20 protein-coding genes, 1 pseudogene and 1 riboswitch are annotated in these 23308 nt (G+C 60.5%); of the genes and pseudogenes, 9 read left to right on the forward strand and 12 right to left on the reverse strand.

Annotated features, from left to right (window positions below; genetic code table 11):
- Positions 1-40: 40 nt before the first annotated feature.
- From QP995_RS10885 to QP995_RS08915, 3 genes are all read right to left on the reverse strand, one after another.
- Entirely contained in the window at positions 41-592 is a 552-nt protein-coding gene (locus tag QP995_RS10885) for an AMP-binding protein (protein ID WP_350309321.1), read from the reverse strand.
- Positions 593-954: 362 nt separating this feature from the next.
- Entirely contained in the window at positions 955-3156 is a 2202-nt protein-coding gene (locus QP995_RS08910) for an ATP-binding cassette domain-containing protein (RefSeq protein ID WP_284853131.1), read from the reverse strand.
- Positions 3157-3263: 107 nt separating this feature from the next.
- Positions 3264-3845, reverse strand: coding sequence for an ECF transporter S component (locus tag QP995_RS08915; RefSeq protein ID WP_187400548.1), 582 nt, complete (start codon positions 3843-3845; stop codon positions 3264-3266).
- Positions 3846-4029: 184 nt separating this feature from the next.
- Between QP995_RS08915 and QP995_RS08920 the strand changes: the two are divergent.
- Positions 4030-4797: pseudogene (locus QP995_RS08920) on the forward strand (transposase); the annotation flags it as partial.
- Between the two features lie 96 nt (positions 4798-4893).
- Here QP995_RS08920 and QP995_RS08925 read toward each other — a convergent pair.
- Both QP995_RS08925 and QP995_RS08930 read right to left on the reverse strand, forming a co-directional pair.
- Positions 4894-5205, reverse strand: a complete 312-nt coding sequence (locus QP995_RS08925) for a hypothetical protein (protein WP_070605756.1) — start codon at positions 5203-5205, stop codon at positions 4894-4896.
- Positions 5206-5283: 78 nt separating this feature from the next.
- Positions 5284-6735 (reverse strand): glyceraldehyde-3-phosphate dehydrogenase, encoded by a 1452-nt coding sequence (locus tag QP995_RS08930; protein WP_049172209.1) that lies wholly within the window; start codon positions 6733-6735, stop codon positions 5284-5286.
- Between the two features lie 183 nt (positions 6736-6918).
- Between QP995_RS08930 and QP995_RS08935 the strand changes: the two genes are divergently transcribed.
- From QP995_RS08935 to QP995_RS08945, 3 genes are all read left to right on the forward strand, one after another.
- On the forward strand, positions 6919-7812 hold the full coding sequence (locus tag QP995_RS08935; protein ID WP_284853132.1) for a Cof-type HAD-IIB family hydrolase: 894 nt from the start codon (positions 6919-6921) through the stop codon (positions 7810-7812).
- A gap of 98 nt (positions 7813-7910) precedes the next feature.
- Positions 7911-9557: a peptide chain release factor 3 gene (locus QP995_RS08940; protein ID WP_284853133.1), complete on the forward strand. Its 1647-nt coding sequence runs from the start codon at positions 7911-7913 to the stop codon at positions 9555-9557.
- 24 nt (positions 9558-9581) lie between these two features.
- Positions 9582-11282, forward strand: coding sequence for an FUSC family protein (locus QP995_RS08945; RefSeq protein ID WP_049192844.1), 1701 nt, complete (start codon positions 9582-9584; stop codon positions 11280-11282).
- Here the strand turns inward: QP995_RS08945 and QP995_RS08950 are convergent.
- Together QP995_RS08950 and pnuC are read right to left on the reverse strand one after the other, a co-directional pair.
- Positions 11279-11938: a hypothetical protein gene (locus QP995_RS08950; RefSeq protein WP_016423226.1), complete on the reverse strand. Its 660-nt coding sequence runs from the start codon at positions 11936-11938 to the stop codon at positions 11279-11281. The two genes, QP995_RS08945 and QP995_RS08950, sit on opposite strands and share 4 nt — an antisense overlap.
- 10 nt (positions 11939-11948) lie before the next feature.
- Positions 11949-12668 carry a nicotinamide riboside transporter PnuC gene (gene pnuC / locus QP995_RS08955; protein WP_147766718.1) on the reverse strand — a complete coding sequence of 240 codons (720 nt, stop codon included), beginning with the start codon at positions 12666-12668 and terminating at the stop codon, positions 11949-11951.
- Positions 12669-12678: 10 nt separating this feature from the next.
- Positions 12679-12848: riboswitch (FMN riboswitch) on the reverse strand.
- 109 nt (positions 12849-12957) lie between these two features.
- Between pnuC and QP995_RS08960 the strand changes: the two genes are divergently transcribed.
- Together QP995_RS08960 and QP995_RS08965 are read left to right on the forward strand one after the other, a co-directional pair.
- A complete protein-coding gene (locus tag QP995_RS08960; protein ID WP_065419938.1) occupies positions 12958-13752 on the forward strand; it encodes a YwiC-like family protein in 795 nt (264 codons plus the stop codon).
- 51 nt (positions 13753-13803) lie between these two features.
- Positions 13804-14760, forward strand: coding sequence for a MinD/ParA family ATP-binding protein (locus tag QP995_RS08965; RefSeq protein ID WP_246817603.1), 957 nt, complete (start codon positions 13804-13806; stop codon positions 14758-14760).
- Positions 14761-14771: 11 nt separating this feature from the next.
- Here the strand turns inward: QP995_RS08965 and QP995_RS08970 are convergent, their stop codons facing one another.
- From QP995_RS08970 to ftsE, 4 genes are all read right to left on the reverse strand, one after another.
- A complete protein-coding gene (locus QP995_RS08970; protein WP_049192840.1) occupies positions 14772-15899 on the reverse strand; it encodes a 3-hydroxyisobutyryl-CoA hydrolase in 1128 nt (375 codons plus the stop codon).
- A 100-nt stretch (positions 15900-15999) separates the two neighbouring features.
- On the reverse strand, positions 16000-16905 hold the full coding sequence (gene ppk2, locus QP995_RS08975) for a polyphosphate kinase 2 (protein WP_070606543.1): 906 nt from the start codon (positions 16903-16905) through the stop codon (positions 16000-16002).
- Positions 16906-16988: 83 nt separating this feature from the next.
- Complete coding sequence (gene ftsX / locus QP995_RS08980) at positions 16989-17891, reverse strand: permease-like cell division protein FtsX (protein WP_016423232.1); 903 nt, start codon at positions 17889-17891, stop codon at positions 16989-16991.
- Positions 17892-17939: 48 nt separating this feature from the next.
- Positions 17940-18629: a cell division ATP-binding protein FtsE gene (gene ftsE, locus QP995_RS08985; protein WP_016423233.1), complete on the reverse strand. Its 690-nt coding sequence runs from the start codon at positions 18627-18629 to the stop codon at positions 17940-17942.
- Positions 18630-19050: 421 nt separating this feature from the next.
- Here ftsE and QP995_RS08990 point away from each other — a divergent pair, with 421 nt between their 5' ends.
- On the forward strand, positions 19051-20424 hold the full coding sequence (locus QP995_RS08990) for an HNH endonuclease signature motif containing protein (protein WP_284853134.1): 1374 nt from the start codon (positions 19051-19053) through the stop codon (positions 20422-20424).
- A 2-nt stretch (positions 20425-20426) separates the two neighbouring features.
- On the opposite strand, the gene prfB is transcribed toward QP995_RS08990, so the two are convergent.
- On the reverse strand, positions 20427-21539 hold the full coding sequence (gene prfB / locus QP995_RS08995) for a peptide chain release factor 2 (protein WP_038626269.1): 1113 nt from the start codon (positions 21537-21539) through the stop codon (positions 20427-20429).
- A 47-nt stretch (positions 21540-21586) separates the two neighbouring features.
- Here prfB and QP995_RS09000 point away from each other — a divergent pair, with 47 nt between their 5' ends.
- Both QP995_RS09000 and hisN read left to right on the forward strand, forming a co-directional pair.
- Entirely contained in the window at positions 21587-22471 is an 885-nt protein-coding gene (locus QP995_RS09000; protein WP_070429509.1) for an inositol monophosphatase family protein, read from the forward strand.
- 10 nt (positions 22472-22481) lie between these two features.
- A complete protein-coding gene (hisN, locus tag QP995_RS09005; RefSeq protein WP_187401529.1) occupies positions 22482-23282 on the forward strand; it encodes a histidinol-phosphatase in 801 nt (266 codons plus the stop codon).
- Positions 23283-23308: the final 26 nt, after the last annotated feature.

Below are 23308 nucleotides of genomic sequence, written 5' to 3' on the forward strand. Positions count from 1 at the left end.
CCCGCCACCGCCACAACGGTGGCGGCAGCAATCGCCGCGGTCATTTTGTAGGAACCCGGGCCAGTCGCCCGGACGACGGTCGTCTCGGCCGGTGCCTGGTCACGGCCTCGAACCACCTCGGGGGATCGGCGACCACCTCGGAAACCGGCAGCAACACCTGGTCGTAACCACGAAAAAGGGCGTAGACGTGGAAGCCGATCAGCGAAAGGTTGTGGGTCAAAGGTAGCCACGTGAGCATCTTGTTCTCGTACCGGTGTGCGTGGCGTGGGATCGTCGCGCGCAGACCGTTCAGCACGGACTCGTTGGTTACGATGACGCCCTTTGGCGATCCCGTGGAGCCGGACGAAAACTGGATAAGGGCTTCGCCGGCCGTCCCACCTCGCACCGGGAACGCGGGGACCGCCCCGGAGCCATCCCCGGAATCCACGTCCCCCGCCTGAGAGAAGTCCGATTCAGCATCACCCGGCATCGCCGCACCCGGTTCCGCGGCAGCGTCATTGACGATGGACACGTCGAGCAGCCGGTCCTCGCCCACGACCACGGCACCGTTTGCGCCGGTGAGCAGCGTGTGACTGCGTTCGTCGACCAGGATCGGGGCCCGGGCATCATGTCCGAGAGCGTCCGCACCCTGTCGACGTCAACCGGGCCCGCCATCGCCTCCGCATGGACCCGGCCATACGGGACGAAGACGTCCCGCCGATTCTCGACGAAGGTGATCCCCTTTTTCGTCTCATCGGCCTTGTCCCGAAGCACGTCGCTGATGGTCCGGATCGTGTTCATTGGTACCTCTTTCGGTTGTCGGCGCCATGCCGGTGCCGGGCGGACCGGGCCCGCATGGCGTGACCCGGAGGATGCGTCTGAAGGGTTGAAAGGGTGAAGCAACTGGGTGGGGCGCGTCTCCGCACAAGCTCAGAAACGCTCGCGGGCCCGGGACCCGCCGGTTCCAGGCGCCCGTCAAGTCACTGCGGACACCAGGGCGGCGACGAAGACCGCGGCGGACGCTGCGGCCGCGAACCCGTCACGCACTCGCCAGGGGTGATCGGTGCGGAAGGTACGCCGCGGATAGAGGCCGAAGTTGCGCATCGCCAGGGTCAGGGACAGCTTTTCGGCGCAGCGCACGGCGCTGACGAACAACGGGAAAGCGATGCGCGCGGGCGTCGTCGCGCGAATGAAACCGGAGCGGAAAGACTGCTCCGGTCGCATCGAGCGCATTCTAATCGCCCATGTCAGCTGGGGGATTTCACTGCGCAGGAACGCTGCGATGCTCACCCCGGAAATCGCTATGGTGCACCATGTGTAGGGCACCCGGAGGCGTTGCACCATGGCGTCGAAAAGCTCCTCGACGCGCATGCACGCGGAGACCAGAACCGTCCCCGCGAACACGGCCATCAACAGCAGTCCGTGATGGATGCCGTGGCGGACGGCTTCCGACGCATCCCCACCTCCGTAGAACTCGGAGCGCCACCCGAGCAGGCCGAAGAACACCCCGATTAACAGGACAAAAAGGACCTTCCCCGCCGTCGCCCGAACGTCGCGTTCCGCGATCGCAGCGAGTGCGAGGAACGCGACCACCGTCAGGGCGAGAACGGCGTCTCCGCCGGAGAGCAGCCCGGCGACGAGGACGAACATCACCGCCGCGACAATCGTGATGGCGTTCAACCCCGCGCGCCTTCTAGCGGCGGATTCATTGGTCCAGGGGCTTTCGTCCAAGGACGTCCGTGCACCGGCCGCGGGCAGTGGGCGATCCCGCCGGGACGACTCCGGGGAAGCCGGCAGGTCGGCTGCGGGACCGGACCAGGCGACCTTCCCTTCGGCGACGATGCTCGCCCTATCTGCCCACGTTCGCGCGACACGGCGGTCGTGGCACGTGAACACAACGGTTCCGCCGGCCCCGGCGTATTCCGCTAGCGCATCCAGTACGATGCGCGAGCTCGGCGAATCCAGGTGCGCCAACGGCTCGTCGAGAAGCAGCAAACGGCGATTGGCCGCCACCGCCAGGAAGATGCCCAACCGTCTTTTCTGTCCGCCCGACAGGACGAACGGCGAGACGGGGTCAAGTGCCCTGGGGCACAGGGCTTCCCGCAGTTTCCGCAGCTCATCGGCGCCGAGTGGTCCGTGCGGGTCCGTGCCGGCCAGCGCGGAGTCGATTTCCGCGGCGACGGTCGCGCGGGTGAACTGGTGCTCGGGGTTCTGGAACGCCCACGACGCGAAGGCGTCGGGGACGCGCCGGGCGGACGCGCCGTCGATCCGGAAGTTCGCTCCCGCCTTCATCTGGCCTGACAGCACCGCCAGCAAGGTGGACTTACCGGCTCCGTTGGCGCCGACTAGGGCATGAATCTCGCCCCGTTCCAGTGTCAGATCGGCCCCGTCCAGAATCCTCTCCCCGCCTCGGGCCACGTGGGTTCCGGTCAAGGCCAGCAGTGGAACGGCATCCGCCTCCGATTCCAAATCGGGACGGTCCGGTGCCCCCGTGCCCGGCGTACTGGCGTCCGGCGCTCCGGCGGGCGCGGCCGACGTCGCAATGCCCTTCACCGCGATGCCCTCCGGTGCTCCGTGCGCGGCGACGCTCCCGTCCGCATCGAGGATTGTCACCGTGTCGACCCACCCGTCGAACGGGCGGAGGTCGTGCTCGATGAGCAGGATAACGCGCCCCGGGGCCCGCAAATCACGGATGGCGGCGAACAGCGACCGACGACCGTCCTCGTCAACGTGGGCCGCGGGCTCGTCGAAGATCATGACCTCCGGCGCCCTGGCCACAGCACCGGCGATGGCCATCCGCTGGCGTTGCCCACCCGACAAAGCCCACGGATCCTTCTCCGCGAGCTCTGACAGCCCGAGCTCCGATAGGGCCTCGGCTGATTGCTTGGCGACGATGCCGGCTTCCACGAGGGAAAACTCGAGGGCCATCGACACGTCATCGACGACTCGGAGCGTGAGCACCTGCGTCGACGGGTCTTGCCCGACGAAGGTGACCCGGTCCCCGTCCACGGGGCGTTCGGTGCCGTCGGCATCGACGATGTGCACGAATCCGGCATGGTCGATGGGGATGTGCGAGGGGATCAGTCCAGCGATGAGGTGGGCCAGGCTCGTCTTTCCGCATCCCACGGGTCCCGTGATGGCGTTAATCGTGCCGAAATCGAAGGAGAGATCCACCATGTCGGGTGCCCATCGCCCATCGGCGTGCCGGACGCCCGCGCCACTAACCCGTAACCGGGCCGGGGCCGTCCCGCGTGTCGCACCGGCGCACGCGGGTGCTCCGCCGGTCACCGGGTGACTCCGCGGCTGCGAAGCCCCTTTGCGACGGCAAAGCCCAGGACCAAAAACACCAGGCTCGATGCCAAGGCTACGGCGAAGCTAATCAGGGTCATGGGCGTGGTCGGCGAGTCGACGCCGACTGCGCGCGGGGCCATCGTTCCCATCAGCGCGGAGAACAACATCGCCGACGCCACGAACTGCGGACGCGTCCACCGCCGGTACAGGGTGACCATGAACGGAAGCTCGATGAGCAATCCTTCCATAGTCAGCGCCCCGATTGCGGCGACGCCGAACGGGGTGGTCGCCGCGGACACGACGCCCATGGCAAGGCACGCGATAAGGCTCGCGCCAGGCTTGCGGACGACGATGAGGGGAACAACGCACTGCAGGAACCACAACCCGAGCGTCGCCGCGACGAGATAAACGTGGGCGATGCCGGCGAACACCTGCAGGTAGGTCAGGGGCACGATGATGAGAGACCCCGCGACGCCGATCGCGGCGGCGACGAGCATGTCGCGGGTGGATGGTCGGCCACCAGCTGCGACCGGTGCGACGTGCACCAACCGCCCGTCATCCGTCTGCGACGCCACCGCGTCCCCGGCTCCCCCTCCGGAGAGGGGTTCTCCGGTCGATCCACGTTTTCCGTTCATCGTCGCCGCCTCGCTTCCGTTGCCGATTCCCGATCGGGAAAACCACCTGAAACAGTATTAGGTTAGGCAATGCTTATCGGATTACGCCAGGCTCAATTTACTGAAATTACCCCCCGCCCCCCCCCGAACGAAAAACCGCCTTCCCAGCGTGCTCACAGAGATTCGCCCCGTACTCGAGCGCGTCTTTGCAGGCGAGATTCTCTCCCGCACGCTGGTGCTGGACTCGCTCATCCACTACGAAGGTCCGACAAAACTGGCCGCCGCAGGTCGAGGCCGGGGCCTGAAGTGGATGCGCAACCGCGCCAAGAAGGACCCTGCTGCCCTGGTTGACGCAATTTTCGCCGCCCTTGCCGAGCGAACTGTCACGGTACCCGGCACTGCGGCAGCAGAATTGGTCATTCCCCAGCTGGCGGCGAACATCAAAGCGCTTCAAGCACAGCGCGACACGATTGCCGGACAAGTCGAGGAGATGCTCGAATCGTTCCCTCTTGCCCAGGTCTTGATGTCGATGCCCGGCGTAGGCATCAAGACCGCCTCTAACATCGTGTTGTCCATCGGCGATTGCCAGGACTTCGCCGACGCCGCGCACTTGGCCGCTTACGCCGGCATCACACCGACCACCCGGCAGTCGGGTACGTCGGTCCGCGGCGAGTTTCCCACCAGGGCCGGCAATAAACAGTTGAAAAACGCGATGTTTCGATCGGCGTGGATCGCGTCGCACTGCCATCCCGCATCGCGCGACTACTACCTGCGTAAACGGGCTGAAGGACAGAAGCACAATGCCGCGGTGATGTGGCTTGCCCGGAGCCGCTGCAACGACATCTATGCCCTGTTGACTCGGCGTGAGTTCTTCCGAGAAATCCCTGCTAGAACCATCGCCACGGCTGCGTAGACCGCTGCGCTGATCACCGCCGGCCCGCACGATGCGGCCCGGCGATCAGTCATGGCTACACCCCTCCCATACGATGTACGTGAAAGTCCCGCCTGACTATTGACAATCCACATAGGGCCCCACGCGGATTGGAACCGAGTGGCGGCCGGACGCCGCCACCAAGGCGCCGAACAGGGCCACTTCCGCCGAGCCGTATTCGACGATCCCGAAATCACTTTCCCGAATCTTCATCCCCCGCCCGTGCTCGATGTCGCCGGAGGCCCGGAATTGGAGGCCGAAAACCAGATCCTCGTCGCTCAGTTCCGGCAGGATCACAATCCTCACCAACTCGAACGGCTCATACGCGGAATCCAGGTCGTCGTCGATGGACAGAAAAATCTCCCCGTCCCCCTCCCCTGCCCTCCCCATCGCCTCAACCCCCGTGGTTTTGGAGGGGGGGGGAGAGGGCGTTCGAGGGCTCAGCAGCTCAAGCTCAGGTCCGCCGCCTTAGAGCTCGTCGATGTGCTTGCGCTTCGGGTAGACCCGCGGACGAGCGCCTGCGATCTCCTCAGCAATGCGGATGACCTGGTTGGAGTAACCGAACTCGTTGTCGTACCAGACGTAGAGCACCAGGTGCTTACCGTTGGCGATGGTAGCCAGACCATCGACGATGCCAGCATGGGTGGAGCCGACGAAGTCGGTGGAAACCACTTCCGGGGAGTGGATGTAGTCAATCTGCTGGCGCAGAACGGACTTGAGGGAAACCTCACGCAGGTAGTTGTTGACTTCGTCGCGGTCGACCTCAGTGTCCAGGGTCAGGTTCAGCACCGCCATGGAAACGTCCGGGGTGGGAACGCGGATGGCGTTACCGGTCAGCTTGCCCTCGAACTCCGGCAGAGCCTTGGCGACGGCCTTTGCGGCACCAGTCTCAGTGAGAACCATGTTCAGGGTGGCTGCGCGACCACGGCGGGAACCCTTGTGGAAGTTGTCAATCAGGTTCTGGTCATTGGTGAAGGAGTGGACGGTCTCGACGTGACCGAACTCGACACCCCACTTGTCATTGACGACCTTCAGCACCGGGGTGATGCCGTTGGTAGTACAGGAAGCTGCCGACAAAATGTTGTCAGATTCCTCGATGATGTTGTGGTTGATTCCGTAGACGATGTTCTTCACATCGCCCTTGCCCGGTGCGGTAAGAAGAACCTTGGAAACGCCCTTGGACTGAAGGTGCTGCGACAGTCCCTCGCGGTCACGCCAACGACCGGTGTTGTCAATGACAATCGCATCGTTAATGTCGTAGGCGGTGTAGTCAACAGTTGCCGGGTCATTGGAGTAAATGACCTGAATCGGGGTGCCATTTGCCCAAATAATGTTGTTTTCGCGGTCAACCGAGATGGTGCCGTCGAATGCTCCGTGGACGGAGTCACGGCGCAGCAGCGAAGCACGCTTGACGATGTCGTCCTCACCATTCTGGCGAACCACAATTGCGCGCAGGCGCGGGCCGTTGAACAGTGCCTCCCGAGCCAGCAGAATGCGAGCCAGCAGGCGGCCGATGCGGCCGAAACCGTAGAGGACAATGTCGGTCTTCGGGGTCTGTGTCCCGGCACCGATGACGTCGGCAAGCTCACGCTCGAGGAATGCGCGCAGATCGCCGCCTTCCTCTTCGAAGCTGGTAGCCAGGGCGCCCAGGTCAATGGAGGCGGTGCCGAGATCCATCTTCACCAGTTCCTGCAGAATCGGCAGGGTCTGACTCAGGGGCAGCTCCTGCGAGGTGATGCGACGGGCGTAGCGGTGCGACTTAATGATGCCGGTCTCGGTAACGTTTTCCAGTCGGCGGCCGAAGATTGAAGTCACGACATCATTGTTGCGGCGCAGTTGCCCCAGGAGGGGGATCATCTGCTCTGCAAGGCTGATGCGCTCATTCCAGTCATTGCGCTTGATGGGGGCCGAATCCGACATAAATCCTCCTGGCTTAAATGAATATGAGTTCCCCCTCAAAATACCCCGCACACGCTATTCACCGGCTATCGCCCTCAACTGGGTACCCCGTATTGTGGCCCAGCTTTCACCCAATCGGGGGAGACACCGGGAGACACCTCAAGGAAGAAAATTGAACCCTACTTACCCGTTAGAATAAGAGCCATGACGGAACTCCTGGATATCCAGCAGCAATCTCCCGCCCAGCCGCCATACCGCCTTGTAGTCACGGATATGGACGGGACTCTACTAAATGAAGACAAGGAAATCCCGGAGTCCTTTTGGCCGGTAGTCACGGAGCTGCTCGACCGCGGTGTCCACTTCGCTCCCGCGTCGGGCCGCCAGTACGCAACTCTGGCCGACCAGTTCGCCCCCATTGCACACCGCATCCCAATCATTGCGGAAAACGGCAACTATGTCGCGGATGCGGGCGAGGTGGTTTCGGTTACCAGTATCGACCACGACATCGTCACTCAGTTGGTACACGCGATCCGCCAGTTCAACGACAACCGTGTGGCGGCGGGCCGTACTCCCCTGTCGGTTATTATCTGCGGCGCTGCCAGCGCATACGTGGAGTTTTTCCCGCCGCATTTCAATATTCCGGAGGAAGTTCAGCAGCTGCAGTTCAACGAGGCCGCCAAGTACTACCTGAAGCTGCAGAAGGTCGATGATGTCATCGCCGCTGCCGCCGAGGACGGCATCGTCAAAATTGCCGTCTTTGATCCTTACTCCGTCGAAGAGGAATCGGCCGATTACCTGCGTTCCCAAAGCTCGCACTTGCGCGCGGTAGTCTCCGGTGCCCACTGGGTCGACCTCATCGATGCCAACACCAACAAGGGCACGGCACTCGCCGCCCTGCAGGAGGCCCTAGGTGTCTCTCCTGCCGAAACTGTCTGCTTCGTTGACTACCTGAATGATCTCGAGCTCATCGACCACGCAGGCCGTTCGTTTGCCATGTCCAACGGTCACCCGGAAATCAAACGCCGCGCCACCGACATCGCACCGTCGAACGCGGAGGAAGGCGTCATCACGACGCTGCGCGAGCTGTTCAACCTCTAACTACAATTGACCCCTTACCCCACTGGAGCGGTAAGTTAGAAAGGTTGAACCCGATTCCCTTATTCCGATTTTCTTTTTAAGGAAAGCGTAGTTTCCCTGTGACCACTCTCGCCGAAGAAGCCGCACGCCGCCGCACATTCGCCGTCATCGCACACCCGGATGCCGGTAAGTCCACGCTCACCGAGGCGCTGGCGCTGCATGCTCATGTCATTAACGAAGCCGGTGCTGTCCACGGCAAGGCCGGCCGTAAGTCGACTGTGTCCGACTGGATGGACATGGAGAAGGATCGCGGCATCTCGATTGCCTCTTCCGCGCTGCAGTTCGAGTACCAGCCAGAGGGGCACGACGGCGAGCCGTACATGATCAATCTCGTCGATACGCCTGGTCACGCTGACTTCTCCGAGGACACCTACCGTGTGCTCACCGCTGTCGACGCCGCTGTCATGCTTGTCGACGGTGCCAAGGGTCTCGAGCCTCAGACGTTGAAACTGTTCCGGGTTTGTAAGTCCAACGGAATTCCCATCGTCACCGTCATCAACAAGTGGGACCGCCCGGGTAAGGCTCCCCTGGAGTTGATGGATGAGATTGTCGCGGAGATTGGTCTGCAACCGACTCCGCTGTACTGGCCAGTTGGTGAGGCCGGCGACTTCCGCGGTCTGCTGGAGCGTGGTGAGGACGGCGAAGCCAAGCAGTTCATCGGCTTCGAGCGCACTGCCGGTGGCGCCACTATTGCCGCTGAGCGTCACCTCACCCCAGATGAGGCCGCCGCAGAGCAGGGCGACGCCTGGGAGACGGCAGCCGAGGAGTCCGAGCTGCTCTCCGCCGATAGCGCTGACCACGACCAGGAGATGTACCTCGCTGGCGACACCTCTCCGGTGATTTTCGCCTCCGCCATGCTGAACTGGGGTGTCCACCAGATCCTGGACACTCTCTGCGAGCTGGCTCCGGCACCTGGTGCCCGCGAGTCCGACCCGGCTGCCGTTGCCGCTGCAGCGGCTGGCGGCCAGGGGGCTATCGTCGAAAAGCGCGAACCGACGGATGATTTTTCGGGCGTCGTGTTCAAGGTGCAGGCGGGTATGGATACGCACCACCGCGACAAGCTGGCCTTCATGCGCGTTGTCTCTGGCGAGTTTGACCGCGGCATGCAGGTCACGCATGCGCAGTCGGGACGTACTTTCTCCACAAAGTATGCTTTGACCGTTTTCGGCCGGACACGTTCGACTGTGGAGACGGCTTACCCGGGCGACATTGTCGGCCTGGTCAATGCGGGTTCACTGGCGCCGGGTGACACGATCTACGAGGGCCGCAAGGTTCAATTCAAGCCGATGCCGCAGTTCGCGCCCGAGCACTTCCGCACTCTGCGCGCCAAGAGCCTGGGCAAGTACAAGCAGTTCCGCAAAGCTGTCGATCAGCTCGATGCCGAGGGCGTGGTGCAGATTCTGCGCAACGATACCCGCGGCGATGCCGCCCCGGTGATGGCCGCGGTCGGCCCGATGCAGTTCGAGGTCATGATGGCACGCATGGAAAACGAGTACAACGTCGAGACCATCGCCGAGCCCATCCCCTACTCCGTCGCCCGCCGCACGGACGAAGAGACCGCGCCTGAGCTGGCAAAGCAGCGCGGCGTGGAGATCTTCACGCGTTCCGACGGCGCCCTCATCGCCCTCTTCGGCGACAAGTGGAAGCTGTCCTTCATTGAGAAGGAGCACCCGGAGTTCACGCTCGAGACGCTGGTCGCTGACTAGAGTTTTAAGGAGATTTCACCAACATTGAGCCAAACGGTTGAGCTTCCTCCACAACCAAGTGCATGGCAACTTTTTACTGCCTTCCACTCCCGTGCGCAGAGATGGCCAGGTGCCCTCCGCGCAGCACTCGCGCTATTCCTGCCGGGTGCCGTGGCACTTCTCACCGGACATGGCTCGGAGATGCTCCTTATCGCCGCTGGTGGGTGCGTGGTCATCTATGGCGAAGGCCACCCCTACCGCAGTCGTCTGCGCGTGATGGCCATCGCCGGGCTATGCCTGATCGCCGGAGTTATGTCCGGCAGTTTTGTCGGATCAGTGGTCCACGGTGAGATCGCTTCCGGCGGCAGCAATCTATGGCTGCTGCTCATCGCACTTTTTACCACGGCGTTGGCCACCATCGGCGCTTTTATTCAAAACGCACTGCGCCTGCCACCGCCAGGTTCATTCTTCATTGTGATGGTCTCCGGCGGCACAACAATGGTCGCCCGCCTTGGCTTCAACCCGGTTGAAACCGCCATGTGGGCTACCGTTGGTGTGCTTTCGGCGATAGTCATCGGCATGGCACCGCGGTTGTGGAATCCGCACGGCCCCGAGATGGCGGCCGTCCAATCCCTTGAATCAGCCATCGAGGCGATGGAAAAGTCAGACTCGACATCGTTCGCCGTTCATCACCAGGCGCAAACTGCACTCACCGACGCATGGGAATCGCTTGCCGACGCAGGCATCATCCGTGGCAGCAAAATCGTCAAGCCCTCCCATACGGAACTGGTCAACCGTGTCATTGCTGCTCATCAGCGGCTGATTGCTATCCGCGGCCGCTTGGGCGTGCACGGCAGCGCTGTGGACATCGTGGACACGCCTAACCTTATCGACGAGACACAGACAACCATTCCACTCGCGCGACCAAGCGTGAGTTACCGAATCTTCCGCTCTTTCGATCGCTATTCCCATGCGTCAATGACTGCGGCAAAGGTGGCTATTACTGGCGGCTTAGCTGGTCTCATCAGCGTGCTCGTCGGTCTTGACCGGCCTGACTGGGCGGTGGTCAGCGCATTGATGACTCTACAGTGGGGCCCCGACCGCACCGCCGGTTCGATTCGAGGGATTCACCGCATGGTGGGCTCGATTATCGGAATTTTCCTCTATGCGCTGCTTTTTTCCTTTGGCCTGGACAGCTGGACGCTACTTATCGCGCTTGCAGCCTGCCAATTCGGCGCGGAGATTCTCGTGGTGAAGAACTATGCGCTGACGACGATCGTCACCACTCCGCTGGCGCTGCTGCTGGGCGGAAATGTCGCTGGCGAGCTCGCACCGATTGTGACCGATCGTGTTTTGGAAGTCGGTATCGCCTGCGCGCTGGCTCTCGCTGTCCTGCACTTCTGGCCGACCGAGAGCATTGAGAAGCACTACCTGCGTCATATTCCGCGCTGCTATCGACAGATGGGTGCTCTTCTCGGCGCGCTGCTAACCGGCACTCCGAATCAGGCACTCGATATTCGTCGCGACCTCCAGTACGAGCTGCTCAGCGAGCGCCAGGCCATCTCGTCTTTGGCCACCAACGACCCCAAAATCGCCGCTCCGCACTGGGACGGCCATCGTCGCATTCGCACGGCTGGCTATTTGTTGCTGGACTACTGTCGCACGCATCCGGATATCCGCCCCTCTCACGAGGAGATTTCCAAGCTCGTTGAGGTAGTCCAGGCAGCTAAAGCTGAGGAGCGCTAGTCCTCCGGCAGCGGGGGCTCCTTGCGCAGGTCGCGGGCTGTTGCCCGCCGTACCTCGCGCGGTTCCTCCTCCGAGCCCCGCGAACGGAACTTAGCCGCGATGTCCTTCAGCGAAGACGACAGCGGCGGCAGCTTCTCCAGCGCGTCACGGCCCGCGTCCCACGCGTCGGTAGCAATATTCTCCGCTTTCCGACGGAACTTGCGGACCTTCTCCTCACGCTGCCGCTTAGTCTCTGCCGCGTCATTTTGCCGCTCGCGCTCGCGTTCAAAGGCGGCGACATCGCGGGCCTCCGCGTCGGAAAGCCTCTTCGAAGCGTGTGCCGCGGCGTCCCACGACTCCTCCAGCGATTCCGCGAGGTGCAACATGGCATCGATGCGCTTTTCAACTTCGCGCAACTTCTCGCGGTAGCCCCGCTGAATGTCATAGCGGCGCATGATGCGGCGGGCACGAGTGGCCTCATTGCGCCAGGTGATGATTGCGCCCTCAGAAATCGACTCATCGACGACGAAACGCATCGTCCACGGGTCGACATCAGCGCTGGCCAGATTGTTGCGTACCCGCTCCTCGCGGTCGAGGACGTCCTGCACGAGACTGCGGGCACGCTCTTCGGCTTGATGGGCGCGGTTGGTACGGGAGTTATCTGGTCGGAAGCTCACCTGGACTATCCTACCGCTCGGCTGCTGCCAAAGCCGGTACTTGGTCGGTCGCGGAGCTCTTCTGCTGGTCATTGTCGCTCTGGTGCTCGAGGCGAACCCAGGAGACAAAGCCCCAAATAACGAAGCATCCGTAGAAGAGGTACAGCGCCGCCGACGGGTAGTAGCCACCCTTGAGCAGCAACGGCACTCCCACGGCATCAACGGCAATCCAAATTAGCCAGAATTCGTTCCACCCGCGGGCCATACCCCAGGTCGCCAACATCGAACCGACGAAAATCCAGGCATCGGCCCATGGCCCCCACGAGCCCAGCATCTCAAAGATATTGGCACAAATCACAGTGGCGAAGATAGCCACGGTAATCATCCCAATGCGTTCCGATGCCGTCGCCCACCGAGGCTCAATTGCGACCTCGTCACCGCTCTGATTGCGGCTCTTGACCCAGCTGAACCATCCGTAGAGACTGACGACGATAAACATGACCTGACGCCCCGCCTGGCCATAGAGATCAAGATTTTGCGGCGTGTGGAAAACTCCGCCGAGGAAGACGGTAAACAGCAAGGCATTTCCGATAATGCCGACCGGCCAAGCCCATACCTTCCGTTTCATACCTAGGAAGGCACACGCCAGGCCAAAGAGGTTACCGACAATTTCACGAATCAAGATTGGTGCTCCCGCCACACTGAGCTGTGCAGTGAGGAAACCCACCAAAAAACCCGACACGTATTCCACGAATTATTCAACTCCTTCTCTTTCATCCGGACTATGACCGTCGGTTTCGGATTCCAACCGAAATCTGCTTGTCCCCTACCTGACGACCCTTCTGGCCACAGGTAGGGCGCTCGTGGACTTGTCTGCGTCAGCCGCAGCATCACCACCGGTGAGGAATTTCACCTCGCCCTGAGAATGCGAGTTCAACGTTAGCACTGTCGCCTTGCGCGCATGTGCATTTTATTCAATGAGGTTTCAATATGAGGTTCTAATACAGCCCCGACATAATTACGCATCTACAATGCGTAGTATGAGCCAAAAGCCCCGCCAACCACGTCCTCCCCGCCCCGCCCGCCGCTCCCATCACAAGCGCTCCGCTGGCTGGGTTCCGGACCAGCACGGCGCCTGGTTCATGGTCACCATTCCCCCGCTGACCGCTCTCGCCCTCACCCCCACATGGACAGGCCTTGCCGTCACCGCGACCTGGCTGCTCGGCTACTTCGCATTCTTCGCCGTGAGCGTCTGGCTCCGCTCTCGTCGCCAACGCCGCCACCTCGCACCCGCCGCCACGTACACCGCGCTCACTGCCGTCGCCGGCTGCATCACACTGCTTGCCGACGTTTCCCTCCTCACCTGGGTCGCCCTCATTGCCCCTCTTGCCGCTATCGCTATTTGGGAGACCTACCGCCGCCGACCGCGCTCACTTCTCTCTGGTGTCTCCACCGTTCTGGCCGCTAGCCTCATGGTGCCTATCATCGCCGGACCAACCCCGAAAGCTTGGGCAATTGCGGCTATCTACGCTGGATATTTCGTCGGCACCGTGCCCTATGTAAAAACTATGATTCGCAAGCGCGGCAACCGCCAGTGGCTCATTGGCTCGGTCACGTATCACGTTCTCATTACCGCCGTGGCCATCATCGGGTGGCTCCTCCTCCACGACCGGAACCTCATCAGCATCGGTGTGCCCATCGTCGCAATTGGGCTTCTCATCAGGTCTTTTACCATGCCAATCTCCGGCGCTCGCCGCGCTCGGCCGTGGACTCCGAAACAGGTCGGAATTCTCGATGCCTTCTTTGGAGTCGCCGTCGTCCTGGCTGCGTGGTAAAAACGACGGCGGGGACATACTTTGGGGATTTTTGGGGAGGGGATGAAGTCTATGGCTTCCACCAAACACGCAGTCAATCACGCAGTTTCCGTCTCAGACTTGGCCGCTAGCCTGAACTCGCGGCAGGCACCACAGTCGGGCTGGCGCAGCTGGGTTCATAAGGCCACCTGGGGCGCAATTTCACCGCGGGAATCATCGTCGGCACGCAAGCAACGCGAGCTGATAGAGCGGGTGCGACAGCCTATCTACGGTGACTACAACATCGCTGTTATCAGCGTGAAGGGCGGCGTTGGCAAGACGTCGACAACCATGTGCCTGGGCGCCACGCTTGCAAGCCTGCGCAGTGACCGAATCGTCGCAATCGACGCGAATCCGGACTTTGGCACCCTCGGTGCACGCGTCACCGCAGCCAATCCCGCATCTATTCGCGATCTGCTCCGAGCCCCGGATACGGACAAATACGCGCAGGTCCGCGCATATACATCACACACGCCGTCACGGCTGGAGGTTGTCGGCAGCGACCAAAATCCGACATCGACGATCGCGCTTTCCGACGGCGAATACTGCGCGGCCCTCGACATCCTTCGACGGCATTACAACGTGAGCCTGACTGACTGCGGTACCGGCCTGACGCAGCCCATCTCCGCTTCGATTCTGTCTGCGGCCAATTGTCTGGTGCTGGTCACCACGCCTGCACTGGACGGCGTGAAAAGCGCCTGGACGACATTGGACTGGCTTTCAGCGCACGGCTTCGAACGGTTGGTTTCTACCACTGTCGTGGTGGTCAACGAGCTAAATAAACAGGGACTGTCCACAGAGACCGTGCACGAGTTATTTGCCCAGCGCTGCCGTGCAGTGCAGGTCATCCCCTACGATCCGCATATCGCGAATGGTGCCAATATCGAGCTGGACAATCTCCAGCCCGCCACCACCCAGAGTTATCTCGAATTGGCGGCCATGATTGCCGATGATTTCGCGCCGACGACTGGCCGCCACAGCTTTGTCTAACGCATAGCCAGCTAACGAAGGTGCTGTCGAATCTCTTCGACATCAACTTCCTGCACGGTAGCGGGCTTAAAGGCGGCGTCGCGGTCCTTATCCACCAACACTGCCCGCACGCCTTCGGCAAAATTGGGGTGCTGACGCATGTAAGCGCCAAGCCTCATTTCCCGGTCTAGCGCCTCCTGCAAGGTGACCTCGTGGGCCGAGTTAGCCGCATAGAGTTCCACGGCCGCTACGAGACTTTCCGGGTTGGCGGGTGCCAGCAGGTCGCGAAAAGTCTCCACTGTTGACGATGCACAGGAGCCCGCCTCAGCGGCTTCGTTGAGAGCTCGCTCAATCTCCGCCCAGGTATCAGCCCCAAAGCAAGCCTCAATGCAGTCGCTCCACTCGGCCAACTGCGGATCCCCGAGCAGATCACGAGCCTCAGCTGAGTCCACATCGAGCGCATACTCCGCGAGCGCCGAATCAATTCCATCGCGGTCCAGAGCCGCAACAAACTCGTCCAGCTGCGCGGATGGCACCGCATGTGTCGCCCATCCAGACCACAGCATGTCCGCCGCAGTTAGGCGGTAACCGGTCAGCCCGGTAAACCTCGCGATTGCCGACGAGGGCCCTCCTAACCGCGTGTTCACATGCTGCGAAAAGTGGGTAATTCCAACGTCGGGAATAAAGCCGATTGCCATTTCTGGCATGGAAGCGCTGGCACGCTCGGTCACGATTCGGTGGGAGCCGTGCATGGAAACACCAAGGCCACCGCCCATAGCGATGCCATCAATAATCGCGATATATGGCTTGGACTGCGCGAATTCCGCAATCATCGCGTTCATCTCGTACTCATCCCGGAAAAACTCCTCCCCCTGCTCCGGAACGCCATCGAGCACAGCCTGCCGAACTGCGCGCACATCACCACCGGCACAAAACGCCTTGGGGTGACCGGATGAAACAACAATGTGGTCCACCGAGTCGTCGTCACGCCATGCGCGGAGCCCCTCGACGACCTCGGTGACCATATCCAAATCGAGCGAATTAAGTGCCTTCGGCCTATTCAGCCGAAGGTGACCAGATCGCCCGTGGACTTCTCGCAGCACCTTCGGCTCATCGACCTCGGTGCGTGCAGTGCCAGAACCGTTATCAGTAGCAGTCATGCCACCCAGTGTGACACAGATAACTAACCAGGGAAAGGTTCTGACGGGAAGGTTCTGCTGCGAAGGTTCTGACGACCAGAACCTCACTGAGACTAAGGAGCTACTTCTTCTTGCTCTTCTTGTCCTTTTTGTCCTTCTTGTGCTTCTTGCCCTTCTTATCGGACTTGCCTGCGCCCTTTACGCGGTCAGCCTCGAGATTGGCGGCAACGTCCGGCACATAGCGGAACTCCGTGCGCGGCGGACGCTCGTAGCTTCCCTCCGACTCCGGACGCTCCGGGATTTCCGGAACATCGCGGTGAATGCGCTCGTACGGAATGGTCGTCAACAGGTGGTTGATGACATTGATACGCGAACGCTTCTTATCCTCAGACTCAACCGTGAACCACGGTGCGGACGGGATATCGGTGTGGATGAACATCTCATCCTTTGCACGGGAGTAATCCTCCCAGCGGGTGATGGACTCCAAATCCATCGGCGAGAGCTTCCAGCGGCGCAGCGGATCCTCACGGCGGGACTTGAAGCGGGCAACCTGCTCCTCGTCCGACACAGAGAACCAGTACTTACGCAGGATAATGCCGTCTTCGACCAGCAGACGCTCAAAAATCGGCGCCTGATGCAAGAAGCGACGGTACTCCTGGGAGGTGCAGAAGCCCATGACCCGCTCAACGCCGGCACGGTTGTACCAGGAGCGGTCGAAAATCACGATTTCACCAGCAGTCGGCAGCTTTTCGACGTACCGCTGGAAGTACCACTGACCCTGCTCACGGCTAGTTGGGGCCGGCAGAGCCTCAACACGGCAGGTACGGGGGTTCAGGTACTGCGTGATGCGCTTAATGGCCGACCCCTTGCCGGCAGCGTCACGCCCCTCCATCACGATGACAATTCGGGCACCGGTTTCTACTACCCACTGCTGCATTTCGACGAGCTCTGCCTGGAGCTTTTTAAGCTCGGCCTCATAAGCCTTCTTGTCGAGCTTCGGTGGGCGCTGGACGTCGTCATTATTCATAGTCCACAGTTTACCCGGCAGGGCGCGACGACCCTATTCGCCGGGTTTAACCGCGGGGCCTAATAGCTAACCTTTTTGCAACCCTAGTCGCGTGAGTAAAGACGCAGCGTGACCTGCGCAACAAGCCCAGCGAAGACCATGCCAATAACGACCACGATCGGCGCCACCACACCGATATCGCCGTTGGTCAGCGGCGCCAGGAGCTGTGCCTTGTACAGGTTACTCAGCGCCGGATCGATGACCGTCGCCTTGCCCAGGAACAGCGCACCAATGGCCAGCACACCACCAATCAGCGACGCAATCACAGCCTCGAGGACGAACGGCGCCTGCGTGAACCAACGGCTGGCACCGACCATGCGCATAATCTCAACTTCCTTACGACGCGAGAACGCCGCAATCTGCACCATGTTCGCAATCAGGAACACAGCGGCAACGGCCTGCACCGCAGCCAGCAGGAAGGTCGCATTTCGCACCGAATCCAAGTTCTGAGCTGCAGTACCGATCTCTTCATGCTGGTCAGTAACGTGGTCGACCTGTGGCAGCTCCCGAATCGGATCGAGCGGGCTGACATCGGTCGGATCGCTCAAACGCACCATCACGACAGCCGGCAGCGACTCCGGCGTCGCATTTTCCACGAGCACGGGGTCACTGTCCTTGAACATCTCCACGAAGTGGTCAAAGTTTTGCTGACGATTTCGGAAGGTCACCGAATCAATGCCGTCAGCCTCTTCAAGCTTGCCGACGACGTCAGCGCACTCCGGCGAGGAGCAAGTTTGGTCTTCGGCGGAGATTTGTTCATTCAGCTCAATCTGCACTTCTACTCGATCGAGATAGAGATCCTTCGTGCGGCTGGTCTGCTCAGTAACCAGGATGCCCGTCGCAAGCAGCGCCAACGACACCGCAGTCGTAATAATCATCGCGATGGTCATCGTGATGTTTCGGCCCAAGGAGGAGAAAGCCTCACCGAGGACAAAGCGAGTCTTCATAGGTCAGTAATACCTTTCGAATGAGTTCTTCTACCGATGGACTGTCTGCTAGTTGTTCAGGCCGTAAACACCCGTGGCGTCGTCACGCACGAGACGCCCCAGCTCCAGCTCCAGCACGCGGCGACGCATGGAGTCCACGGCATCGTTGTCGTGAGTCGACACAATAACGGTCGTGCCCATGCGATTGATGCGGTCAAGCAGGAGCATGATGTCACCGGAGGTGCTTGGGTCGAGGTTGCCGGTGGGCTCGTCGGCAAGCAAGATGAGCGGGCGGTTGACGAAGGCGCGAGCAATGGCGACGCGCTGCTGCTCACCACCAGACAACTCGTGCGGGTAGCGGTTTTCCTTGCCCGAGAGCCCGACCATTTCGAGCGTTTCCGGAACTGCCTTGTCGATTTTCGCCTTCGGCTTGCCAATTACCTGCAACGCGAACGCGACATTTTCGTACACCGTCTTCTTTGGCAGCAGGCGGAAGTCCTGGAAGACATACCCCACTTTTTGACGCAATTTAGGGATGTTGCGACGAGAAATCTTGGTTAGATCCTGGTCTGCAACCGTCAGTTTTCCTGAATCCACTTTCTCTTCACGCACCATAAGGCGCAGGAAGGTCGACTTACCAGAGCCCGACGGTCCAATGAGAAAGACAAACTCACCTTTATCTATGTGGACTGAAACGTCGTCGAGAGCTGGTCGGCTAGAAGTCGAGTAGGACTTGGTAACCCCGTCGAAAGTGATCATAAGTAGACACTCTAATCACTTAAGCCACTCAAGTCACTCTGGAATGCGTGGAATTGGTCGCCGTGACGGGATTGCGGGAACAGGCGGCGTCGAACGCTACCCCAGAGCGCGCGACTGCACGAAAGCTCACGCCATAGCGGCATTCGAAATTATTTTCCCCAAAAATCTTTCAATCACCCTTTACTTCGCTTACCTGTTCGATTAAAATGAGCGATGAAAGATTAAACGCGAGGATTAAAAACACCAAATAACGTCGCCGAGCTGCTTAAAGCTCGGAAAATTGACGCTCAGAGTTAGTCGAAAATATTTTCACTACCTCTTCCTTATTTCAACATTTCAACGTCCAGGCTTTATCTTTCAGGGGGATTCATCAATGGCCAGCGGGGAACATATACCACGGAAACGCACTTACGCTGCGGCGATGGAAGCAACAGCGCCACGCTTTCACCATGAGATTTCTCAAACAGCACCAGCACGTCTTGGAATTGACCGTAATCGAGCTGATCTGCAGCTTGCCCTTGCTTGTGTTCCGTCTTCTTCAACAAAAGATGTCGAAGATTACATCGCCAAAATCGCTCCAGCTCTTGGCATGTCGCGCGGGAGAACACTCCAGTACATCGATATCGGGATGCAGCTAGAGCGGCTCCCGCGGTTGAAAGAGCTTCTGCTCAAACGCGCACAGCTACCGCTTCCCCACATGCGGGTCATTGCCACAGCCATCCTCCCCTTGGATGACGCCTCTACTGTGAAATATTTCGAAGACCATCTCCTCGAACTGATCACGCCGAGAGTCAATGGTGAAGCTCTTCGCGGAGTTCGGAGTCTTCAACAGAATATTCAGCGACTTATTGATGAAGTCAGCCCGCTATTGCGCCCTAAAAATGAGTACGACCCGCCGATTACTTCGTTTCAAAAAGGCATCGAGCAAAAAGCTGGCGAATCTATAAAGTTCGAGTTAAAGGACAACCTCACTGAAGTCACCATGGAACTGATGCCTGAGCGGGCAATTGAGTTTCAGAAAGTCTTGGAAGAAATTACCGCTGATCAGGACTGCGACTTCGTCGAGGCTTTTTCACACCTTCTGCACGGGACTGCTCAGGTCACCGCCACATTGAATCTGTACTGCCCACTTACTCAAGACAAGCCGCAGGAGGCATGGATCGGCGGTCTGGGGTGGATCAACAAAATCGCCACTGAATCCTGGCTCGATCGAGTCACTAGCATTCGGCTACTAGCGGACGAGAAAACGGAAAAGTACTCGCCAACAGAGCGACAGCGTACTTACGTCCAAGGTAGAGACGGCACCTGCCGCTTTCCCGGATGCGATGTCGATGCAACGAAGTGCGACATCGACCACATTCAGTCGTATAACCACGAGAATCCCGAAGAAGGTGGCCAAACCGAAACGCCTAACCTCCATTGCCTATGCCGCCGCCACCACAATCTAAAAACGGCCGGTCTTTGGAATGTCGTGCGCGATATCGACGGCGTGGAGTACTGGACCTCCGTCACTGATCAAAGCACCGAAAAAGCTGCGCTTATCAGCACAGAATCAGGACCGCTCTCCGGCCACGGTCGCTACTCTTTCGACCTGCGCAAGACAAAGAAAGCACAGACACTCAAGGAATACAACGAGCAGAGGTTGGAACACCTCCGCGAATCACAGGAGCTGACAAATCAGGCTCGCGAAGAACTGGGAATGAACAAAAACGAGAGAAACGGAGAAGCCGACGAACCCACCACACCGGAAACACCCGAGGCACCGGAAGCGCCCGAAGACGAACCGCCCTTCTAGCGCTACTCGCCTTCGGACTGCTGAGCCATGCGCCAGCGAATACCGGCCTCGATGAAACCGTCGAGGTCACCGTCGAGGACCGACTGTGGGTTGTTGACTTCGTATTCGGTACGCAGATCCTTGACCATCTGGTACGGGTGCAGCACATAGGAGCGCATCTGGTTACCCCACGAGGCATTGCCGCCTGCGCCGAGAGCATCCAGCTCCGCGCGCTCTTCCTGGCGCTTCTTCTCCAGCAACTTCGCCTGCAGAACTCGCATGGCAGATGCCTTGTTCTGGTGCTGGGACTTCTCGTTCTGGCAAGTCACCACGATGCCGGTCGGGACGTGCGTAAGCCGGACCGCGGAGTCCGTGGTGTTCACCGACTGCCCACCTGGGCCGGAGGAGCGGTAGACGTCGATACGCAAATCTGACTCGGGGATGTCGATGTGATCCGTTTCCTCCACAACCGGCAGCACCTCGACCTCAGCGAAGGAAGTTTGGCGGCGGCCCTGGTTGTCGAAAGGACTAATACGAACCAGCCGGTGCGCGCCCTGTTCGACCGAGAGGGTGCCGTACATGTACTCGCCATGGACGACGAAAGTAGCGGACTTAATACCGGCCTCTTCAGCGTAGGACGTGTCGTAAACCTCGACCTTATGCCCGTGCTTGTCGGCCCAGCGCAGGTACATGCGCATGAGCATCTCGGCCCAGTCAGCGGCATCCACGCCACCGGCACCGGAGCGGATGTTGATGACCGCCTCGCGCTCGTCGTAAGGCCCCGAAAGCATCGTCGTGACCTCGAGGGATTCGATGTCGGCACGCAGCTCAGCGCGTTCGGCATCGGCCATCTCGACGGCGTCGGGGTCGCCCTCCTCTTCCGCGAGTTCATACATCACGGAGAGATCGTCGAGGCGCCCGCGCAGCGAGTCGATCTTTTTCTTCTTCGCCTGCGCCTGCGACAGTGCACTGGTGACCTGCTGCGCGTGGTCGGGGTCATCCCACAGCGACGGATCGGCGGCCTGGGCTTCCAACTCCCTGATCCGGTCGGAAAGCTCGTCGACATCGACCACCTTCTCAATGGTGGTCAGCGTCGCGTCGAGTTCTTTGAGGTCAGCATTCAGATCCGGGTTCACGGGTACTACCTTAGCTATACCGCCTGTTTCGGTGCACAATAGGACGTATGTCTGAATCCACCGCCAGCCAAGATTCCAGCCAAGACCCGCACCAAGATTCCAGCCAGGACCTAGAACTCTTTCTCGCCCAAGTGTCCGAGTCGATTGTGGCATCGGATACCAGTGTTGCGGTTGCCATCGTGAAGCGTGCCGCTGCCATTGCTGCTCGCATGCGCGACGAAGGCCTGGTCACGGAGTACAAGACATCGATTTCCGACGTCGTCACCGCGGCCGACCGCGCAGCGGAGAAATTCGTCGTCGAGGCTTTGGCCGCGCTCCGCCCGGAGGACGGCATTCTTGGCGAGGAAGGGTCCGCGAAGGAGTCCCAGTCTGGTCGCACGTGGGTGATCGATCCTGTCGATGGCACCTACAACTTCACCACTGGTTCGGACTACTGGTGCAGCGCATTGGCGCTGGTTATGGGCGATGCGAACAATCCGGACGAGGTCATCCTCGGCGCGGTGCACCGTCCGGCCACGGGCGAAAGCTGGATTGGTGGCCCCAGTCTCCCGACCACTCGTATCAACATTGACGGCACTGTTGACGATCTCCGGGTCACTGACCACCCGCTTTCGGAAGTCTGCGCAGCGACATACCTCCACACCACAGTGGTGAGCTCGAGCGAGGAATCCGAGGTCACAGCCACAAAGTCCTGGCTGGATGCAGTGTCCCGCAGCGCTACCTGGCGCATGCTGGGCTCAGCGTCAGTGGATATGGCAGGCGTGGCCGACGGCCGCATCGGCGTATGGTTCCAGCGCGACGTCGCGGCCTGGGACTGGCTGCCTGGATATGCGCTTATTACGGGCGCAGGCGGCGAAGGCACGTCGGTGCGGCGCTGGAAGCTCGCGGGCTCAAGCGGCCAGGTCGCAGAGCTGCGTGAGGTTCTGCGCTAGAATTTCGGCCATGACCACCTCTTACTCCGAAGATCTCGCCCTTGCACTGTCGCTTGCCGACGCAGCCGATGACCTCACGATGTCCCGCTTCGAGGCGGCCAATCTAGTCGTCGAGTCCAAGCCCGACCTCACGCCGGTCTCCGATGCCGATATCGCGTGCGAAAAGCTGCTCCGCGAGATTCTGTCGGACAAGCGCCCGAGCGATGAGGTCCTCGGCGAAGAATTCGGTGGCGAAGCTGTGTTTGAGGGCCGTCAGTGGGTCATCGACCCCATCGATGGCACGAAGAACTTTGTGCGCAATGTCCCGGTCTGGGCCACCTTGATTGCCCTGTTGGAAGACGGCAAGCCGGTTGTCGGCGTGATCTCCGCACCTGCGCTGGGACGTCGCTGGTGGGCGTCCAAGGGCGACGGCGCATTCAAGCGCGTGCAGGTCGGCGGCCGGGAAGCCGCTGAGCGCCTCATTGAAGTCTCGAAGGTGGCGAACATCGCGGACTGCTCAATTTCTAACTCTTCGCTCACAGGTTGGGCCGAGCGCGACCTGCGCGACAACTTCATCGGTCTCACCGATGACGCCTGGCGCCTTCGTGGCTATGGCGACTTCTTTTCCTACTGCCTGGTAGCGGAGGGTGCGGTCGATGTCGCCGCCGAGCCAGAAGTTTCCCTGTGGGACCTGGCAGCTCTTGCGATTCTGGTGGAGGAAGCTGGCGGCCGCTTCACTTCCCTAGCGGGAGTCGACGGGCCGCACGGCGGGGACGCGGTTGCGACGAATGGGTTGCTTCACGACGCCGTCGTCAAGCGCCTGAACTGGTAAACAGGGTTTTCCAACCTATCGCAATT

Origin of the sequence: Corynebacterium sp. MSK032 (assembly GCF_030232065.1) — a bacterium.
In the GTDB taxonomy this organism is placed as follows: domain Bacteria; phylum Actinomycetota; class Actinomycetes; order Mycobacteriales; family Mycobacteriaceae; genus Corynebacterium; species Corynebacterium jeikeium_D.